The sequence below is a fragment of the Burkholderia alba genome, from assembly GCF_034721475.1.
GTDB lineage: Bacteria > Pseudomonadota > Gammaproteobacteria > Burkholderiales > Burkholderiaceae > Burkholderia > Burkholderia alba.
Genome location: NZ_JAWJWL010000016.1, coordinates 154250 through 171438 on the forward strand (window position 1 = coordinate 154250; position 17189 = coordinate 171438).

A 17189-nucleotide genomic window follows, 5' to 3' on the forward strand; every position below is an offset into this window, starting at 1 on the left:
GTGAACAATCGGCCCGATTGCCGCGTTTTAGTCGCGCCCGGCGCGGAGGACGCGCATTTTTTTCGTGGTTGTTTTCACAAATTTAAACAAACAGGGGGGGAACGTCGATTAGCATGCGGTTTTTACCCTGCAACGGCATCGCGCCATTCAGCTATCCGGCATGCAACTCCCGACGATCCGAACCGCGCTTGCTCTTCCGTTTGCCGCCAGCATCCTGATGACGGGATGTTCATGGTTCAGTGTCTTCGGCACGTTCTCGTATGCGCGGCTGCCGGTGCCGAAGGCCGCGTCGCAGCCGGGGGCGACGCAGGCGCAGGTCGTCAAGGCGGGCGGCAATCCCAACAGCGTCTGGATGGTTCGCGACGGCACCGGCGTTTGCTACAACTACATACTGCACCGGGGCGAAGAACGGCGTCCTTACTATGTCGTGTTCGACAAGCGCGGCCTCGTGATCCGCCGGGGCTTCGCGACCTGCATGGACGCGGACCGCAAGGGCCTGCTGCGCGCCGATACCGGAGCGGCCAGATAGCCTGCTCGCGGCACGGCGCGGCGAATCACGGCGCGGATGCCGCCGCGTGACGCATCAGGCGATCGTGTCGACCACGCCGCCGTCGACGCGCAGCGCGGCGCCCGTCGTCGCGGAAGCCTGCTGCGAGCAGGTGTAGACCACCAGGTTCGCGACTTCCTCGACGCTCGCCGGCCGCTGGATGATCGAGCTGGCCCGATGCGCGCGCACGAATTCGACCGCGACCTGATCGACCGTCTTGCCCTGCTGCTCGGCGGTGTCCTTCAGCATGGCCTTCACGCCGTCCGACATCGTCGGGCCGGGCAGCACCGAATTCACCGTGACGCGGCTGCCCGCCGCGAGCTTCGCGAGCCCGCGCGAGATCGACAGTTGCGCGGTCTTGGTGAAGCCGTACTGGATCATGTCGGCCGGGATGTTGAGCCCGGACTCCGACGAGATGAACACGACACGCCCCCAGTCGCGCGCGAGCATGCCCTTCATGTAGTGCCGCGCGAGCCGCACGCCGGACATCACATTGACCTGGAAGTAGTGCTCCCATTCGGCGTCGTCGATGTCGAAGAAGGGTTTCATGCCGTAGATGCCCGCGTTGTTGACGAGGATGTCGGCGGACGGGGCGGCGTCGATCAGCCGCTGCGCGCCCGCCGCGTCGGACAGGTCGGCCGCGACGCCGGTCGCGCTCGCGCCGGGCGCGGCGACGCGCAGATGCGCGAGCGCGTGCTTGACCGATTCGTCGCTGCGGCCGTTGAGGATGAGATGGGCGCCCGCGCGGGCGAGCCCCTCCGCGATTGCGAGGCCGATGCCGCCCGTGGAGGCGGTCACGAGCGCGGTCTTGCCAGTCAGATCGATATGCATGGATGGACTTCGAAAAAGTGGGATGGGCCGCCCTGATGCCCGGCGGATGGCACGAGCGCTAGCTTAGACGAAAGCGGACGTTTCGGCAGCGCGCCGGGCGGCCTCATCAGCGCGCGGCGCGGCGGGCCTCGTCGATCGCGGCGCGCAGCTGCAGCACGGCGGCGTCCATCCGCTCCGCGGGCACGCCGCCGTAGCCGAGCAGGAAGCCGTTGTACGGCGCGGCATCGGTGCCCGGCAGGCACAGGCGCGACAGCGGCCGGATCACCAGCCCGCGCGCGCGGGCGGCCACGCTGACGTCGGTGTCGGCCACGGGCGCGTCGAGCCGCGCCGACAGGTGCATCCCGCCCGCGCCGCCCGACACCGTGACCTGCTCCGCCAGATGCCGCTGCAATGCGTGCTGCAGCGCGTCGCGCCGTGCCGCGTACAGCGGCCGCATGCGGCGCAGGTGCCGGGTGAAATGGCCGGCCTCGATGAAATCGGCGAGCGCCAGCTGTTCGGCGAGCCGCCCGCGCAGCGACAGCGCGCTCGCGGTCCGGCGCAGCGCCGGGGCGAGCGAGGCGGGCGTGACGACGAAGCCGATCCGCAGCGCGGGGAACATCACCTTGCTGAACGTGCCGAGATACACGACCGGCGCGTCGTCGCTCAGGCCCTGCAGCGCGGACAGCGGCGCGCCCTGGTAGCGGAATTCGCTGTCGTAGTCGTCCTCGAGGATCCAGGCGCCCGCCGCGCGCGCCTGCTGGACCAGGGCGAGCCGCCGCTCGAGGCTCATCACCGCGCCGAGCGGGTACTGATGCGACGGCGTGATGTAGATCAATGTCGGCGGCTGGTCGCGCCAGTGTTCCGGCTGCGGCGCGAGGCCGTCGGCGTCGACCGGAATCGGCGCGAGCCGCAGGTCGGCGGCCTGGAAGGCCGCGCGCGCGCCGTTGTAGCCGGGGTTCTCGATCCACGCGGTGTCGCCCGCGTCGGCGAGCGCGCGAGCGCACAGGTCGAGGCCGTTCTGCGTGCCGTCGGTGATGAACACCTGACTCGCGTCGCAGGTCATGCCGCGCGACACCCGCAGGTATTCGGCGACGGCCTGGCGCAGCCGCAGATTGCCTTCGACCGGCGTGTAGCCGAGCTGGGCCGGACCGAGATGGCGCCACGCGCGCTCGACGCAGCGCCGCCATTGGGTCAGCGGAAACTGATCGAGCGCGGGCTGGCCCGGCAGGAACGGCAGCGGATCCTCCATGCCGTCGCCCGCGTGCCGCAGGTTCGCGACCCGGTGCGACAGCACGGGCGCCGCGCGCGTCTCGGCGGCAGCGGCGGCGCTCGGCAGCCCGACGTGCGTGACCATCGTGCCCTGCCGGCGGCCGACGACGAAACCCTCGGCGGCAAGGCGCTCGTAGGCATACAGCACGGAGTTGCGCGCGATCCGCAGCGCCTCGGCCAGCGCGCGCGACGGCAGCAGATAAGTGCCGGGTTCGAGCGTGCCGTTCAGGATCGCCGCCCGCAGGCACGCGTAGAGCCGGTGCTGCTGCGAAGCGCGCGCGACGGCGTCGTGCGCGGAGGTCCGCTCGAAGTTGGCCAGCAGCACGCCGTAGTCCATCATGGCTCCAAGAAATCGACACGTCATGGGTCTATGCATGGTGCCATAGTTTTCTTATCGTTTCAGTGCCGCAGTTTCGTTGACCCCACATCCGGCAGGAGCCGCACCATGACCACGACCCCGATCGACGATACCGTCGCGCCGAGCGCCCGCACCCGGGTGCGCCGCGTCGCCCAGCGCGCGCACTACGATCGCGACACGCTGTACGCGATTCTCGACGACACTTATCTGTGCCATCTGGCGTTCGCCGACGAGCACGGCGTGCACTGCATCCCGACCGCGTGCTGGCGCGAGGGCGATCATCTGTACATCCACGGCTCGAACGGCAGCCGCATGCTGAAGCTCGCGGCGACCGGCGCGCAGGTTTGCGTGACGGTCACGCATCTCGACGGTCTGGTGCTCGCGCGCTCGGCGTTCCATCACTCGATGAACTACCGGTCGGCGGTGATCTACGGCGCGTTCGAGGTCGTGTCCGAGACGCACAAGGCCGCCGCGCTTGACGCGTTCGTCGAGCGGGTCGCGCCGGGGCGCAGCCGCGAGGTGCGGCCCGGCAACGCGAACGAACTGGCCGCGACCACGGTGATGCGCATCGCGCTCGACGAAGCCGCGTCGAAGGTTCGCACCGGCGGGCCGAAGGACGACGAAGCGGATCTGGGGTTGCCGGTGTGGGCGGGTGTGCTGCCGATCGGCGTCGCGCGGCTCGAGCCGGTGGTCGATGCCGCGCCGGCGGGGACGCCGGCGTATGTCGCGGAGTGGCCCGGCGTGGTGAAATCGGCGGCGATGGCGGCCGCCTAGCAGCGCAGTAGCGCGAACGGCGCGGGGCGAATCCCGCGCGGCGGGCCGGAACCGATGGGGCCCGCTCGCTGGCCCCGGCCCCGGCCCGCGTGGCCGGAGAACCCGCGATACGTCCCGTTCGCCGTTTCATCCCGCGAGCAGGGTCGTTTTCTTCAATACCCGCGACCGTCCACTCCCTATCCTCGAACGCTCGATCAGAACGAGCGCAAGAGGAATCCCGAATGAACGTGTTGCTGTCGATGGCCGCCTTCGCGCTGGCCGCATCGATCTCTCCCGGCCCCGTCAATCTCGTCGCATTGAGCGCGGGCGCGCAATACGGGCTCTCGGCCAGCCTGCGCCACGTCGCCGGCGCGACGCTGGGCTTTGTCGCGCTGTTCCTGCTGATCGGCCTGGGCCTGCACGCGGCGCTGCATCGCTGGCCGTTCCTGACGGCCGCGATCCAATGGTCGGGCGCGGCCTTCCTGTTGTACCTGGCATACCGGCTCGCGCTCGACGACGGACGGCTCGGCGTCGAGCGCGCGGCGGCGGGGCCGTCGGCGTGGCGCGGCGCGGCGATGCAGTGGCTCAATCCCAAGGCATGGCTCGCATCGGTGGCGGGCATGAGCGCGTTCGCGGCGAACGGCGACACCGCGCTCGTCTGGCGGTTCGCGGCGGTCTACCTGGTGGTGTGTTACGGCTCGGTCGCGAGCTGGGCGGTGGCGGGCGTCTGCCTGACCCGGTATCTGCGCGACGCGCGGCGCGTCCGCCTGTTCAATCGCGCGATGGCGGCGCTGCTCGCGGCGAGCGCGTTCTATCTGCTCGACGCGTAGCTCGCGCGGCGCGGCGGCGTCAGCCTCGGTACTGGCCCGGCGTGGCCGCGACGACCTTGCGGAATGCGCGCTGGAAATGCGCCTGATCGGCGAAACCCGCGTCGAGCGCGACGTCGGCGATCGGCCGGCCGAGCTTCAGCTGCGTGCGTCCGTACTGGATCCGGCGATCGACCAGATACGCATGCGGCGTCATGCCGTAACGCGCCTTGAACGCGCGGATCAGATAGGACGGCGACAGCCCGGCGGCCGCGCAGATGTCGTCGAGCGTGAGCGCCTGCGTGCGGTGCGCGTCGATGTAGTCGGCGGCGCGCGCGAGCTTCGCCTGCGCCTCCGGCTGCCGGATCGCGGGCGCCGGATCGATCCGGCGCTGCAGCGCCGTGAAGAACGCCACGGCGGCGCTCTGCTTGCGCAGCGCGTCGGCGTCCGGCGCAACCAGCAGCCGGTAGAAGCGGTTCAGCGCGCCGTACAGATCGGCCTGCGTGGACAGCGTGACCGAGCACGCGCGGAAGTCGTGGTTCGCGTCGAATCCCAGCGCGTGCTGCAGCCCGGTCAGCCAGCCGGTATCGACGTACAGCATCCGGTAGCGCCAGACATCGTCGCCGTGCGGATTGCATGCGTGCACCTGGGCGGGATTGACGAGGACGACCGCGCCGGCGCCCACCGCTTCGCGCGTGGCGCCGTTGAGGTAGGTGCTGCGTCCGCCCAGTACCGCGCCGATCGAAAAGGTCTCGTGGGTGTGCTTCGCATAGCCGATCCGGCGGCCGTCGTCGACCGAGCGCGCTTCGATGAACGGCAGCGCGGGATCACGCCAGAAGCGCGGCGTGGACGGGGCGGAGGGGGACATGGTCACGCGTGCGGACTCTCGGAAGGGGGGCGGCGAGCGCCGGTTGGGCGATGCCGGGTCATGATAACCGCTCGCGCGGCGGGCCGCATGGGCTTCGTCCCGCATGGCGCGGCGGGATTGCCCCGAGGCGCCGCGGCGGCTCGGGGGAAGGGCGGCGCTGGTTGCCCGCGCGGCCGAGAAAGGCGCCCGGTGCGAACCTTCCGCGCCGGTTGCCCCCTTTTCTCAGTCCGCGCGCAACACCGCCGCGCGTTCCTGCGCGTTCGCCGGAGGCGGCGCGGCGCGCGTCACGACGCCCGACGAGGGGGCCGCCACCGAGAAACCGAGCGTGTTCATTCCGCCGCTGCACGTGACGAACACCGTCCCGCCGTGCATCTCGGCCACCGCCTTCACGATCGACAGCCCGAGGCCGTGGTTTTCCCGGCTGTTCGCGCGGGCTTCCTCGAGCCGGTAGAAGCGCTCGAAAATATGCGCGCGCGCGGCCGGCTCGATCGGTTCGCCCGGATTCGCGACCGCGACTTCAACCTGTTCGCCGCGCGGCGCGATCCTCACCCGGATCGTGTCGCCCGGGCGCGAGTGCTGGATCGCGTTGATCAGCAGATTCGTCATCGCGCGGCCGAACAGCGACGGGTCGACGGGGGCGCGCGCGTCGCCCGACAGCTCGGCGCGCAACTGCGCATCGTCGAACGACATCTCGAGGAAGTCGAGCATCCGCGCGACTTCCGCCGCGAGCGACACGTCGGTCAGATCGGTCGCGCGTTCGCCGCGATCGCTGCGCGAGAGGAACAGCATGTCGTTGACGATCACGCGCAGCCGCTCGAATTCCTCGAGATTCGACTGCAGCGTCTGGCGCATCCGTTCGGCGGAGCGGTCGCGCGTCGTCAGCGCGACCTGGGTCTGGCCGATCAGGATGCTGACCGGCGTGCGCAGCTCGTGCGCGACGTCGGCGTTGAACGATTCGAGCCGCTCGTACGCATGCTCGATGCGCTCCAGCGCGCCGTTGAACGACGTCGCGAGATCGTGCAGCTCGCGCGGCAGCGCATCGGTCTGCAGGCGCTGCCGCCGGTTCGCGGGGCTGAGTTCGGCGGCTTCCCGCGACAGCCGCGCCAGCGGCTCGAGCCCGAAGCGCGTGACGGCCCGGCTCAGCAGGAGCGAGATCAGCGTCGCGCCCGCGATCAGCGCGGCGAGCGTCATGCCGATGTGCTGCAGCATCTTCTGCGTCCGTTCGCAGGTGGCCGACACGATCAGCTTCAGCTCGGGGCGCTCGCCGCTCGCGGGCAGCACGACGGTCTTGGTCATCGCGTCGTAGCCGCTGTCGGTCAGGTGCAGCATCTGGAACGCGCCGGCGGGCGGCCCCGACGGCGTGCCGATCAGCGGCTTGCCGAAGCGGAACGCGGGGTCGGCGCTGTCGACCTGGTAGCGGGTCGAGCCGTTCGGCGGTTCGAGGTCGGCGAGCTTGTCCTGGGTGATGTGCCAGCGCGCGGCCGTCGTCGCGTGCGACAGGATCATCTCGGCGACCTTCGCGCGGGTATCGAGCGTCGCGCGCAGCTCGGCGAACAGCTGCCGCTCCATGACGGCGAACATGCCGACGCCGATCAGCGTGAACACCAGGAACGACGTGATGCCGAACATCGCCGACAGGCGCAGGGAGATCGAGCGTTTCATGATCGTCTCGGTTCGGGGTCGGTGTCCTCGCGCACTTCGAGCACGTAGCCCATGCCGCGGATCGTGTGGAGGAGCTTGTCGGTGAACGGGCCGTCGAGCTTCGCGCGCAGCCGCTTGATCGCGGTCTCGACGACGTTCGCGTTGCTGTCGAAATTGACGTCCCAGACCAGCTCGGTGATGGTGGTCTTCGACAGCACTTCGCCGCGCCGCCGCGCGAGCACGCCGAGCAGCTGGAATTCCTGCGCGGTCAGATCGAGCCGGATGCCGTTGCGCATCGCGCGGCGGCTGATCAGGTCGACCCGCAGGTCGCCGATCGAGATCAGCGTGGATTCCTGCACGCGGGCGCGGCGCGTCAGCGCGCGCAGGCGCTCGATCAGTTCGAGGAACGAGAACGGCTTGGTGAGGTAGTCGTCCGCGCCGCCGCGCAGGCCGCGCACGCGGTCGTCGACCCGGTCGCGCGCGGTCAGCATGATGACGGGCGTGTCCTTTTGCGCCCGCAGCGCCCGCAGCACGCCGAAGCCGTCGATCTTCGGCAGCATCACGTCGAGCACCACGACGTCGTAGTCGTACTCGACGGCCTTCCACGCGGCTTCCTCGCCGTCCGTCGCGGTGTCGACGACCCAGCCTTCCTCGGACAGCCCGCTTTTCAGGTAGTCGACCACTTTCGCTTCGTCTTCGACAATCAGTACTTTCATGTCCGTTTCCTGTTGCGCGGCTACGAGGCCGGCGCGGCGGGGACCGTGCCCGCGGTGCCGGGGCCGCCGGCCGCGTCGACTTCCGCGGCGCTCCAGCCGCCGCCCAGCGCCTTCGCCAGATAGACCACCAGCGCGGCCCGCTGGCCGCGAATCTGCACCTCCTGGCGCTCGCTCGTCAAGAGCTGCTGTTGCGCGCTGATGACGTCGATATAGGCGGCGAGCCCGCCCGCGTAGCGGTCCTGCGCGAGTCCGGCCAACTGGCGCGCGTCGCCGACGGCCGCCAGCGCGCGGCGCTCGGCTTCGTCCAGCACGGACAGGCCCGTCACCGCATTCTGCACCTCCTCGAACGCGCTCAGCACGGTTTGCCGGTAATTGGCCTGCGCCGCCGCGTAGCCGGCCTGCGCGAAGTCGACGCCGGCCGCCAGCCGGCCGCCCTCGAACAGCGGCTGGCTGACCGACGCGCCGACCGACCACAGCAGGCTCGGCACGCTGAACAGGCTCGCGAAACGGGTCGCGTCCCAGCCGATGTCGGGCGCCAGCGTGATGCGCGGGAAGTACGCGGCGCGGGCGACGCCGATCTGCGCGTTGGCCGCGGCCATCGCGCGTTCGGCCGACGCCACGTCGGGCCGCCGCTGCAGCAGATCGCTCGGCAGCCCGGTCGGCAACACGGGGGCGGGCAGGGCCACGACTTTCGGCGCGATCGAGAACGACGGCGCGGGCGTGCCGACCAGCGTCGCGATCGCATGTTCGTACTGCGCCCGCTGGTTGAGCAGCAACTGGGCTTCGGTCCGGGTCGCGTCGAGCTGCGCTTTCTGCTGCAGCAGGTTGAGGCCGGACACCGCGCCGAGGTCGTGCTGCGCGGTCACGAAATCGAGCGCCTTCTGCTGCAGCACGACGGAGCGGTTCAGCACGTCGATTTCCGCATCGGCGGCGCGCAGCGCGAGATAGCTGGTCGCGAGGCTGGCGGTCATCACGAGCCGGGCGTTCGCGAGGTCGTCCCGCGCTTGCTGCGTCGTCGCCCGAGCCGCTTCGACGGTGCGGCGGATCCGGCCGAACAGGTCCAGCTCGTAGCTGACGCTGGCGCCGATCTGCACGTCGTTCTGCACGGTCGATGCGTTCTGCGTCGCGTAGTTGGTCTGAGGCCGGTCGGCGGAAATCTTCGAGCGGCTCGCGCCGGCCGCGAGGCCGACGCTCGGCAACTGCGCGGACGCGGCCGACGCGAGCGTCGCGCGCGCCTGGTCGTAGCGGGCCGCGATCACCTTGACGCTCTGGTTGTTCGCGAGCGCCTGCGTCTCCAGCGCGTTGAGCAGCGGATCGCCGAACGTCCTCCACCAGTCCGGATCGAGCGATGCGCGCGCGGGCGCGGCCGGATGCCAGTAGCCGTCGGCCGGATCGCGCTGCCACGCGGCGGGCGTGTCGACCGCGGGCCGCCGGTAGTCGGGGCCGACCGCGCAGCCCGCCAGCAGCGCGACGGCCGCGACGGCCGCGAGCACGCCGAAGCGCGGCGCACGCGCCGCGCTCACGGCCGGCCTCCCGCCGCCGCGCCGGAGGCCGCCGCCACCGGCTTGCGCGGCTGCGCGACGATCACTTCGTCGCCGTTCGCGAGCGAGTCGCTCGGGTTCAGCACGATGCGGTCGCCGGCGGCGACGCCGCTGTCGATCTCCAGCGTCTGGCCGAGCGTGCGCGCGATCGTGACCGGATGCAGCCGGATCTGCCCGTTGGCCTCGACCACCGCGACGTTCGGCCCTTCCGCGCGGAACAGCAGCGTATTGGCCGGGATCGTCAGGTTGCCGGCGGGCGCCATCGGCAGCGTCGCCTTCACGTACGCGCCGGGCAGCAGGCGGCCGTCGGGATTGGGCAGCGTGATCTCGATCTGCAGCGTGCGGGTGGCGACGTCGATCGCCTGCGCGGTGTGGGTGATGGTGCCGTCGAAGCGCTGGCCGGGCAGCTCGGATTGCGTGACGCCGACATGCTGGCCGAGCTTCACCTGCTGCGCGTAGGCCTGCGGCACCTGCACGTAGAGACGCAGCTGGTCGGCCTGCACGACCGTGAACAGCGCGCGGCCGGTGCCGCTGTTGCCCGCGTTGACGAGATCGCCGACGTCGATGTTGCGTTGCGTCACCACGCCGTCGATCGGCGCGACGATCTTCTGGAACGATTTCAGCTCGGTGAGGCGGCGCACGTTCGCATCGGCGGCGGCGAGGTTCGCGACCCCCTGGCTGTACGCGCCCTGACGGTCGTCGAGCTCCTGTTGCGACACCGCGTCGCGCTGGCGCAGCTGCTGCGCGCGGTCGAACGAGGTTTTCGCGAGCGCGAGCGTCGACGCCACCTGCTGCCGCTGGGCGACCGCCTGCGCCAGCTCCTGGTCCAGCTCGGGCGTCTCCAGCACGGCGAGCAGCTGCCCCTGCTTGACGTGCGTGCCGATATCGGTGGCCCAGCGCTGCACGTAGCCGCTCGCGCGCGCGTAGATCGGCGCCTCGACGTAGCCGCGCAGCGTGCCGGGCAGTGCGAGCCGGCTGTCGCCGCCCGCCTTGGACGGCAGCACGATGGAGACGTACTGGCGTGCGTTCTGCGCGGTCAGCGCATCGAGCCGGTTGCCGTTCGTCAGATTGGCGATCACGGTGCGCAGTCCGAGCGCCGCGAGCAGCAGGCCGATCACGATCAGCACGATCCGCGCGCGTTTCCAGACCTGCGCGCGCGGGGGGAGATCGAGGCCCGATCCCTCTACGTGAATGCCGACGGAGCTGTGATGTTTCTCTTCCATGGGGTCAACCGGTCAATGCGGATTCAGTCTGTCAGGATGAAGCGGCCAGGCCCGCCCGGCGTTTCGCCAGACGATTGTGGACGCCGGCGAACACGAGCGGCACGAACAGCAAGGTCGAAACGGTCGCGAACAGCAGGCCGCCGATCACCGCGCGGCCGAGCGGGGCGTTCTGCTCGGCGCCCTCGCCGAGCCCGAGCGCCATCGGGATCATGCCGATGATCATCGCCAGCGCGGTCATCAGCACCGGGCGGATCCGGGTCGCGCCCGCCTCCAGCGCGGCCGTCAGCGGCGGGGCGCCGGCATCGAGCCGCTGCCGCGCGAACGCGACCACCAGGATGCTGTTCGCGGTGGCGACGCCGACCGTCATGATCGCGCCCGTCAGCGCGGGCACGCTCAGGTGGGTGCCGGTGATGAACAGCATCCACGCGATGCCCGCGAGCGCGGCGGGCATCGCGCTGATGATGATGAGCGGATCGAGCCACGACTGGAAGTTCACGACAATCAGCAGATACACGAGGACGATGGCCATCGCGACCCCGGCGCCGAGGCCGAAGTACGACGAGCGCATGGTTTCGACCTGGCCGCGCATCACGATCTCGGTGCCGCGCGGCAGCGTCGCGCGCTCGTCGTCGACCAGCCGGCCGATCGCGGACGCGACCGAGCCGAGATCGCGGCCCTCGACGCTCACGTACAGGTCGGTCACCGGGCGAATGTTGTAGTGACTGACGACGGCCGGCACGACCGCCTGCCGGATCTGGACCAGATTCGCGAGCAACTGGTACGGCGTGCCCGCGCGGCCGCCGGCCGACACCGGCGTGCCGAGCAGGTCGCCGACCGACGCGACCTGGTACTGCGGCGTCTGGATCGTCAGCGGGTACTGCACGCCGGTGGCCGGATTCACCCAGAACGCGGGGGTCGTCTGCGTGCTGCCGGACAGGGAGATCAGCATGTTCTGCGCGACGTTCTGCGCGGACAGGTTGAGCTGCTGCATTCGCGTGCGGTCCATGTCGGCCGTCAGCAGCGGCTGGTCGTTGCGCTGCAGGACGTGCGCGTCGACCGCGCCGGGAATCGCGCGGATTTGCTTCATCAGGCGGCTCGCGATCGCCATGTTGCTCGCGAGATCGGCGCCCTGGATCTGCACGTCGATCGCGGCGGGCTGGCCGAAGTTGAGGATCTGCGTGACGATGTCGGACGGCTGGAAGAAGAATTCGACGCCCGGGAAGCGCGCGGGCAGCAGCGCGCGCAGGTGCTCCACGTAACCCTGCGCGGGCCGGTGGCCCGGCTTCAGCGCGATCATGATCTCGCCGTCGAGCGAGCCGATCGTGCCGGCGTTGCTGTACGACAGGTTGATGCCGCTGACGGGCAGCCCGAGGTTGTCGACGATCGTGCCGAGCTCGCCCGGGGGCACCACCTCGCGCACCACTTGCTCGACCTGGTCGGCGAGGCGCGCGGTCTCCTCGATCCGGAAGCCGGTCGGCGCGCGCATGTGCAGGCGGATGTTGCCGGAATCGACGCTCGGGAAGAAGTCGCGGCCGAGCACGAACACGAGGCCCGTCGACAGCACGCAGAAGCCGGCGAACAGCGATGCGTAGAAGCGCCGCCGCACCAGCAGCACGCTCAGCAGCACGATGTACGACGCGCGCAACCGCTCGAACGCGTGATTGAAGCCGTGATGGAGGCGCGCGAAGCGCGACGCGCGCGCATCGGTGTCGTGGGTCTGCGCTTCGCGGAACAGCAGCATCGCGAGCGTCGGCACGAGCGTGCGCGACAGCACGTAGGACGCGAGCATCGCGAACACCACCGCTTCGGCGAGCGGCACGAACAGGTAGCGCGCGACGCCCGTCAGGAAGAACATCGGCACGAACACGATGCAGATGCAGAGCGTCGACACCAGCGCCGGCACCGCGATCTCGCCCGCGCCCTCCAGAATCGACTCGCGCAGGCCGGTGCCGAGGTGCAGGTGGCGCTCGATGTTCTCGATGGTCACGGTCGCGTCGTCGACCAGGATCCCGACCGCGAGCGCGAGCCCGCCCAGCGTCATGATGTTGATGGTCTCGCCGAGCGCCGACAGCACGAGCAGCGACGTGAAGATCGACAGCGGGATCGAGATCGCGATGATCAGCGTGCTGCGCCAGTTGCCGAGGAACAGCAGGATCATCATCGCGGTCAGCAGCGCGGCGATCAGCGCTTCGTGGATCACCCCCTGGATCGCGGCGTCGACGAATACCGACTGGTCGAACAGCGGGGTGATCTTCAGGTCCTCGGGCAGCGTGCTCTCGACGGACGGCAGCAGCGCCTTCAGCGAGTTGACGACCTGCAGGGTCGACGCGTCGCCGTTCTTCAGCACCGATACCAGCACGCCGCGCTGCCCGTCCTTGCGCACGATGTTGGTCTGCGGGGTGAAGCCGTCGCGCACGTGCGCGACGTCGCCCAGATAGAGGGTGGTGCCGTTGACGGTCTGGATCGGGATGCGGTTCAGCTCCGCGATGGTGTCGGGCGACGCATTGGTGCCGATCTGGTATTCGGTCTGGCCGATCTTCGCGGTGCCGGTCGGCAGCACCAGGTTCTGCGCGTTGACCGCGTTGACGATGTCGGCGGGCGTCATGCCCTTCGACATCAGCGCCTGCGTGTCGAGATCGACCGAGATCACCCGGGTTCGCCCGCCGTACGGATAGGGCACCTGCGCGCCGGGGATCGTGATCAGCTGCGGCCGCAGGAAGTTCATCGCGATGTCGGCGAGCGACTGCTCGGACAGCGACGGACTGGACAGCCCGAGCTGGATCACCGGGATGCTCGACGCCGAGTAGCTGATGATGAGCGGCGGCGTCGCGCCCTGCGGCATCTGCCGGACGATCGCCTGGGCGGACGACACGGTCTGCGCGATCGCGGTCTGGGTGTTCGCGCCCGGCTGCAGGAACACCTTGACGATCGCGATGCCGGGCAGCGTCTGCGATTCGATGTGCTGGATGTTGCTGACGGTGGTGGTCAGCGTGCGCTCATGGACCGACGTGATCCGGTCGCTCATCTCCTTCGCGGACAGGCCGGTGTAATTCCAGATCACGCTGATGACGGGGATGTCGATCGACGGCAGCACGTCGGTCGGCGTGCGCGTCAACGCGAGCGGCGTGGCCAGCAGGATCATGATGGCCATCACGATGAACGTGTAGGGGCGCCGGAGCGCGAGATTGACAATCCACATGGAGGCGGCAGGTGTGGTGGGGAGGCGGGCGGCGCCTCACGAGGAATGGCTTCGCATGATAGAGAACCGCCCCGGGCGAATGGCTGACGCCAAAATGGCGGAATTGTCAGGTAGCGTTCGCGGCGGGCCGGATCGGGCCGCGCGCGTCAGATCTGTTCCATGCCGACCGCGGCGAGCCGTGCCGGATCGACGACCGTGATTTGGTTATAGGCGATCCGCAGCACGCCGAGACGTTCGAGATTCTGCAGCGCTTGATTAATCCGCTGGCGCGACACGCCGACCAGCATGCCCAGCTCCTCCTGCGAGATCGCGAGCGTCGCGCCGGTGTCGGGGTACAGCGCCGGATTGAACAGCTGGGCGAGCGACTGCGCGACCCGGGCATCGACGTCGAGCAGGCGGCTGTTCTGGATCGACGCGATGAATTCGCCCATCCGGTTGTTCAACTGACGAATCACGAAGCCGGAGAACGGCAGGCTGCTGTCGAGCAGCGTGTGGAAGGTGGCGGTCGGCACGTAAAGTATCAGCGAGCGCTGGATCGCGATCACGTCGTATTTGCGCAGTTCCCGCTTGATCGAGCTGCCTTCGCCGAACCAGCCGCCGGACGGGACGCCGGACAGCGTGCAGCCCCGCCCCGACGCGTTGTAGATCGAGAGCTTGACGAGCCCCTGGCTCACGCCGATCCAGTAGTCGGACGGCGCCTGCCGGCGCGCGACCCAGTCGCCGGCCTCGCGGTACTCGGCATGCGATTGCGCGACGACGAGCGCCCGGTGTTCGGGCGCGAGCGCGTTGAACCAGCCGCATTGCGCGAACAGCGCGGGCAGCGCGGCGGCGGCGATCCGTTCGGCGGGCGTGCACGAAGGCGGGGACGGCGAGGCTTGGGCTGCGTCGGACATGAGACAGGGTTTGCGAGGATAGGGATTACACGAAGTCGCGGGGGGCGAGTCTGTCGTTTCGATGACAGACGGCCCACAATGGCCGCGGGTAGGCTACGGCGCATTGAATCATATTTGAAAAACAACGGGGCGCCCCGCCCCGCGGGAGACGCATCATGACGCAGGGATTCGACGAAGGGCTGGACCGGCGCGACGCCAACTACGTGCCGCTCACGCCGATCGATTTCATCGCGCGCGCGGCGGAGGTGTACGGCGAGCGGCCGGCGGTCGTGCACGGCGACGTGCGGCGCACCTGGCGCGAAACCTATGCGCGCGCCCGGCGGCTCGCGAGCGCGCTGCGGCGGGCCGGCATCGGGCGCGGCGACACCGTCGCGGCGCTGCTGCCCAACATCCCGGCGATGATCGACGCGCACTTCGGCGTGCCGATGGCGGGCGCGGTGCTGAACGCGCTGAATACCCGGCTCGACGTGCCGTCGATCCTGTTCATGCTGCGTCACGGCGAGGCGAAGCTGCTGATCGTCGATACCGAATACGGCGAACTCGCGCAGCGCGCGGCGCTTGAACTGCCTGAACTGCGGATCGTGAGCGTCGACGATCTGCTGCCGGCCGATCCGGTCCGGTTTCGCGGCGCGACCGACTACGAGGCGTTTCTGCTCGGCGGCGATCCCGAATTCGCGTGGACGCCGCCCGCCGACGAATGGGAGGCGATCGCGCTGAACTACACGTCGGGCACGACGGGCGAACCGAAGGGGGTGGTCTATCACCATCGCGGCGCGTATCTGGCGGCGCTCAGCAATATCCTCGAATGGGACATGCCGAAGCACGCGGTCTACCTGTGGACGCTGCCGATGTTTCATTGCAACGGCTGGTGCTTTCCGTGGGCGGTGGCGGCGCGCGGCGGGGTCAACGTGTGCCTGCGCAAGTTCGATGCGCAGCGCGTGTTCGAGCTGATCCGGACCGAGGGCGTCACGCACTACAGCGGCGCGCCGATCGTCCAGAGCGCGATCGCGAACGCGCCCGCCGCGTGGCGCGAGGGGATCGCGCACACGGTGCATGCGCAGGTCGCCGGGGCCGCGCCCGCGCCGGCCGTGATCGCGAAGATGAAGGAGATCGGCTTCGAGCTGACCCATGTCTATGGACTGACGGAGACTTACGGACCCGCGTCGGTTTGCGCGAAGCAGGCGCAGTGGGATGCGCTCGGCGACGACGAGGCGGCGCGACTCAACGCGCGGCAGGGCGTGCGCTATCACCTGCAGGCGGGCGCGACCGTGCTCGATCCGGATACGCTAGCGCCCGTGCCGGCCGACGGCGAGACGCTCGGCGAGATCATGTTCCGAGGCAACCTCTGCATGAAGGGCTACCTGAAGAATCCGCACGCGACGGACGAGGCTTTTCACGGCGGCTGGTTCCATACCGGCGACCTGGGCGTGCTGATGGCGGACGGCTACATCCGGATCAAGGACCGCCGCAAGGACATCATCATCTCGGGCGGCGAGAACATCTCGAGCATCGAGGTGGAGGACGCGCTGTACCGGCATCCGGCCGTCGCGGTGGCGGCCGTGGTCGCGCTGCCGGATCCGAAGTGGGGGGAGGTGCCGTGCGCGTTCGTCGAGCTGCGCGACGGCATGCAGGCGACCGAGGCGGAGATCATCGCGCATTGCCGGCTGCTGCTGGCGAGCTTCAAGCTGCCGAGGGTCGTGCGCTTCGGCGAACTGCCGAAGACGGCGACCGGCAAGATCCAGAAATTCCAGCTGCGCACGCTGGCGAGTTCGGCGGCGGCGATCGATCTGGCGGGCGACGGCGGCAAGTCCTAGCCGGCGCGCCGCCGCCGCGCGCATCAGTGCAGCACCAGCCAGCCGATCACCAGATAGCGGGCGGTCTTCGCGATCGCGACGATGAACAGGAAACTCGGCAGCGGCTCGCGCATCACGCCGGCGATCATCGTCAGCGGGTCGCCGATCACGGGCGCCCAGCTGAGCAGCAGCGTCCATCGCCCGTAGCGGCCGTACCAGCGCTCGGCCCGGGCGAGCGCCGCGGGCTTGATCGGAAACCAGCGCCGCTCGCGGAAGTGTTCGATGAAGCGGCCGAGCACCCAGTTGATCGTCGAGCCGACGACGTTGCCGATGCTCGCCACCGCGATCAGCAGCCAGGCGGGCTCCTTGCCGGCGATCAGCAGGCCGGCCAGCAGCGCTTCGGATTGCAGGGGGAACAGGGTCGCCGCGATGAGCGACACGGCGAACAGGGCGCCGTAGGTGAGAAGGGTGGACATCGGGGGAGTTTAACCGGTTGTCGGTGGGCTCTCGAGCTGACTCGACCTCCCCGGCTGCGGTAGACACGCCTGGCGCAGGATTGCTCCGAATACTGGTTGGGTGAACAAATTCAAACGAAGATGTAGCTGCACTCCAATTAATTTTCTTCCCACAACCCCAGATTGCCGAGGCTCGCCGCGAGCTTGAGCCGGGCGGTGCGCCACTTCGAGACGGCCAGTACGCGCTGCTTCTGCGCATCGGTCAGCGCCGTCTGCGCGTTCAGCAGTTCGGTGAAGGTGCCGACCCCCGCCTTGTA

General features: G+C 69.5%; 15 protein-coding genes. 4 read left to right on the forward strand and 11 right to left on the reverse strand.

All coding sequences use genetic code 11. From position 1 onward, the window contains the following. Positions 1 to 160 precede the first annotated feature (160 nt). A complete protein-coding gene (gene bamE / locus RZR99_RS19440; RefSeq protein ID WP_323121397.1) occupies positions 161 to 529 on the forward strand; it encodes an outer membrane protein assembly factor BamE domain-containing protein in 369 nt (122 codons plus the stop codon). Positions 530 to 583: 54 nt separating this feature from the next. Here bamE and RZR99_RS19445 read toward each other — a convergent pair whose 3' ends face one another. Both RZR99_RS19445 and pdxR read right to left on the reverse strand, forming a co-directional pair. Continuing rightward, on the reverse strand, positions 584 to 1378 hold the full coding sequence (locus RZR99_RS19445) for an SDR family NAD(P)-dependent oxidoreductase (RefSeq protein ID WP_323121398.1): 795 nt from the start codon (positions 1376 to 1378) through the stop codon (positions 584 to 586). 106 nt (positions 1379 to 1484) lie between these two features. Next, positions 1485 to 2963, reverse strand: a complete 1479-nt coding sequence (gene pdxR, locus RZR99_RS19450) for a MocR-like pyridoxine biosynthesis transcription factor PdxR (RefSeq protein ID WP_323121414.1) — start codon at positions 2961 to 2963, stop codon at positions 1485 to 1487. Positions 2964 to 3071: 108 nt separating this feature from the next. Between pdxR and RZR99_RS19455 the strand changes: the two genes are divergently transcribed. Then, positions 3072 to 3758, forward strand: a complete 687-nt coding sequence (locus RZR99_RS19455) for a pyridoxamine 5'-phosphate oxidase family protein (RefSeq protein WP_323121399.1) — start codon at positions 3072 to 3074, stop codon at positions 3756 to 3758. A 221-nt stretch (positions 3759 to 3979) separates the two neighbouring features. After that, positions 3980 to 4567 (forward strand): LysE family translocator, encoded by a 588-nt coding sequence (locus tag RZR99_RS19460; protein WP_323121400.1) that lies wholly within the window; start codon positions 3980 to 3982, stop codon positions 4565 to 4567. Positions 4568 to 4586: 19 nt separating this feature from the next. Here the strand turns inward: RZR99_RS19460 and RZR99_RS19465 are convergent, their stop codons facing one another. The 7 genes from RZR99_RS19465 to RZR99_RS19495 form a co-directional block, all read right to left on the reverse strand. Next, the gene (locus tag RZR99_RS19465; RefSeq protein WP_323121401.1) at positions 4587 to 5411 is read right to left on the reverse strand and encodes an AraC family transcriptional regulator; all 825 of its coding nucleotides are present in this window, start codon (positions 5409 to 5411) and stop codon (positions 4587 to 4589) included. A 222-nt stretch (positions 5412 to 5633) separates the two neighbouring features. After that, positions 5634 to 7073: a heavy metal sensor histidine kinase gene (locus tag RZR99_RS19470; protein ID WP_323121402.1), complete on the reverse strand. Its 1440-nt coding sequence runs from the start codon at positions 7071 to 7073 to the stop codon at positions 5634 to 5636. Beyond that, on the reverse strand, positions 7070 to 7768 hold the full coding sequence (locus tag RZR99_RS19475; RefSeq protein WP_323121403.1) for a heavy metal response regulator transcription factor: 699 nt from the start codon (positions 7766 to 7768) through the stop codon (positions 7070 to 7072). The genes RZR99_RS19470 and RZR99_RS19475 overlap by 4 nt, the downstream gene beginning before the upstream one ends. Before the next feature lie 20 nt (positions 7769 to 7788). Beyond that, positions 7789 to 9291 carry an efflux transporter outer membrane subunit gene (locus RZR99_RS19480; protein WP_323121404.1) on the reverse strand — a complete coding sequence of 501 codons (1503 nt, stop codon included), beginning with the start codon at positions 9289 to 9291 and terminating at the stop codon, positions 7789 to 7791. Further along, entirely contained in the window at positions 9288 to 10532 is a 1245-nt protein-coding gene (locus tag RZR99_RS19485; protein WP_323121405.1) for an efflux RND transporter periplasmic adaptor subunit, read from the reverse strand. The genes RZR99_RS19480 and RZR99_RS19485 overlap by 4 nt, the downstream gene beginning before the upstream one ends. A gap of 31 nt (positions 10533 to 10563) precedes the next feature. Continuing rightward, the gene (locus RZR99_RS19490) at positions 10564 to 13731 is read right to left on the reverse strand and encodes an efflux RND transporter permease subunit (RefSeq protein WP_323121406.1); all 3168 of its coding nucleotides are present in this window, start codon (positions 13729 to 13731) and stop codon (positions 10564 to 10566) included. Between the two features lie 146 nt (positions 13732 to 13877). After that, positions 13878 to 14624, reverse strand: coding sequence for a Crp/Fnr family transcriptional regulator (locus RZR99_RS19495; RefSeq protein WP_407655477.1), 747 nt, complete (start codon positions 14622 to 14624; stop codon positions 13878 to 13880). Positions 14625 to 14779: 155 nt separating this feature from the next. Between RZR99_RS19495 and RZR99_RS19500 the strand changes: the two genes are divergently transcribed. Next, the gene (locus RZR99_RS19500) at positions 14780 to 16438 is read left to right on the forward strand and encodes an acyl-CoA synthetase (RefSeq protein ID WP_323121407.1); all 1659 of its coding nucleotides are present in this window, start codon (positions 14780 to 14782) and stop codon (positions 16436 to 16438) included. Between the two features lie 23 nt (positions 16439 to 16461). On the opposite strand, the gene RZR99_RS19505 is transcribed toward RZR99_RS19500, so the two are convergent. Further along, positions 16462 to 16893 (reverse strand): YqaA family protein, encoded by a 432-nt coding sequence (locus RZR99_RS19505; protein WP_323121408.1) that lies wholly within the window; start codon positions 16891 to 16893, stop codon positions 16462 to 16464. A 137-nt stretch (positions 16894 to 17030) separates the two neighbouring features. Beyond that, a partial coding sequence (locus RZR99_RS19510) for a TolC family protein (RefSeq protein WP_323121416.1) occupies positions 17031 to 17189 on the reverse strand: 159 nt, incomplete at its 5' end.

Bases quoted from the DNA above. Each gene is read 5' to 3' on its own strand.
- bamE (WP_323121397.1), top strand. From the start codon at position 161: ATGCAACTCCCGACGATCCGAACCGCGCTTGCTCTTCCGTTTGCCGCC.
- RZR99_RS19445 (WP_323121398.1), bottom strand. From the start codon at position 1,378: ATGCATATCGATCTGACTGGCAAGACCGCGCTCGTGACCGCCTCCACG.
- pdxR (WP_323121414.1), bottom strand. From the start codon at position 2,963: ATGGACTACGGCGTGCTGCTGGCCAACTTCGAGCGGACCTCCGCGCAC.
- RZR99_RS19455 (WP_323121399.1), top strand. From the start codon at position 3,072: ATGACCACGACCCCGATCGACGATACCGTCGCGCCGAGCGCCCGCACC.
- RZR99_RS19460 (WP_323121400.1), top strand. From the start codon at position 3,980: ATGAACGTGTTGCTGTCGATGGCCGCCTTCGCGCTGGCCGCATCGATC.
- RZR99_RS19465 (WP_323121401.1), bottom strand. From the start codon at position 5,411: ATGTCCCCCTCCGCCCCGTCCACGCCGCGCTTCTGGCGTGATCCCGCG.
- RZR99_RS19470 (WP_323121402.1), bottom strand. From the start codon at position 7,073: ATGAAACGCTCGATCTCCCTGCGCCTGTCGGCGATGTTCGGCATCACG.
- RZR99_RS19475 (WP_323121403.1), bottom strand. From the start codon at position 7,768: ATGAAAGTACTGATTGTCGAAGACGAAGCGAAAGTGGTCGACTACCTG.
- RZR99_RS19485 (WP_323121405.1), bottom strand. From the start codon at position 10,532: ATGGAAGAGAAACATCACAGCTCCGTCGGCATTCACGTAGAGGGATCG.
- RZR99_RS19490 (WP_323121406.1), bottom strand. From the start codon at position 13,731: ATGTGGATTGTCAATCTCGCGCTCCGGCGCCCCTACACGTTCATCGTG.
- RZR99_RS19495 (WP_407655477.1), bottom strand. From the start codon at position 14,624: ATGTCCGACGCAGCCCAAGCCTCGCCGTCCCCGCCTTCGTGCACGCCC.
- RZR99_RS19500 (WP_323121407.1), top strand. From the start codon at position 14,780: ATGACGCAGGGATTCGACGAAGGGCTGGACCGGCGCGACGCCAACTAC.
- RZR99_RS19505 (WP_323121408.1), bottom strand. From the start codon at position 16,893: ATGTCCACCCTTCTCACCTACGGCGCCCTGTTCGCCGTGTCGCTCATC.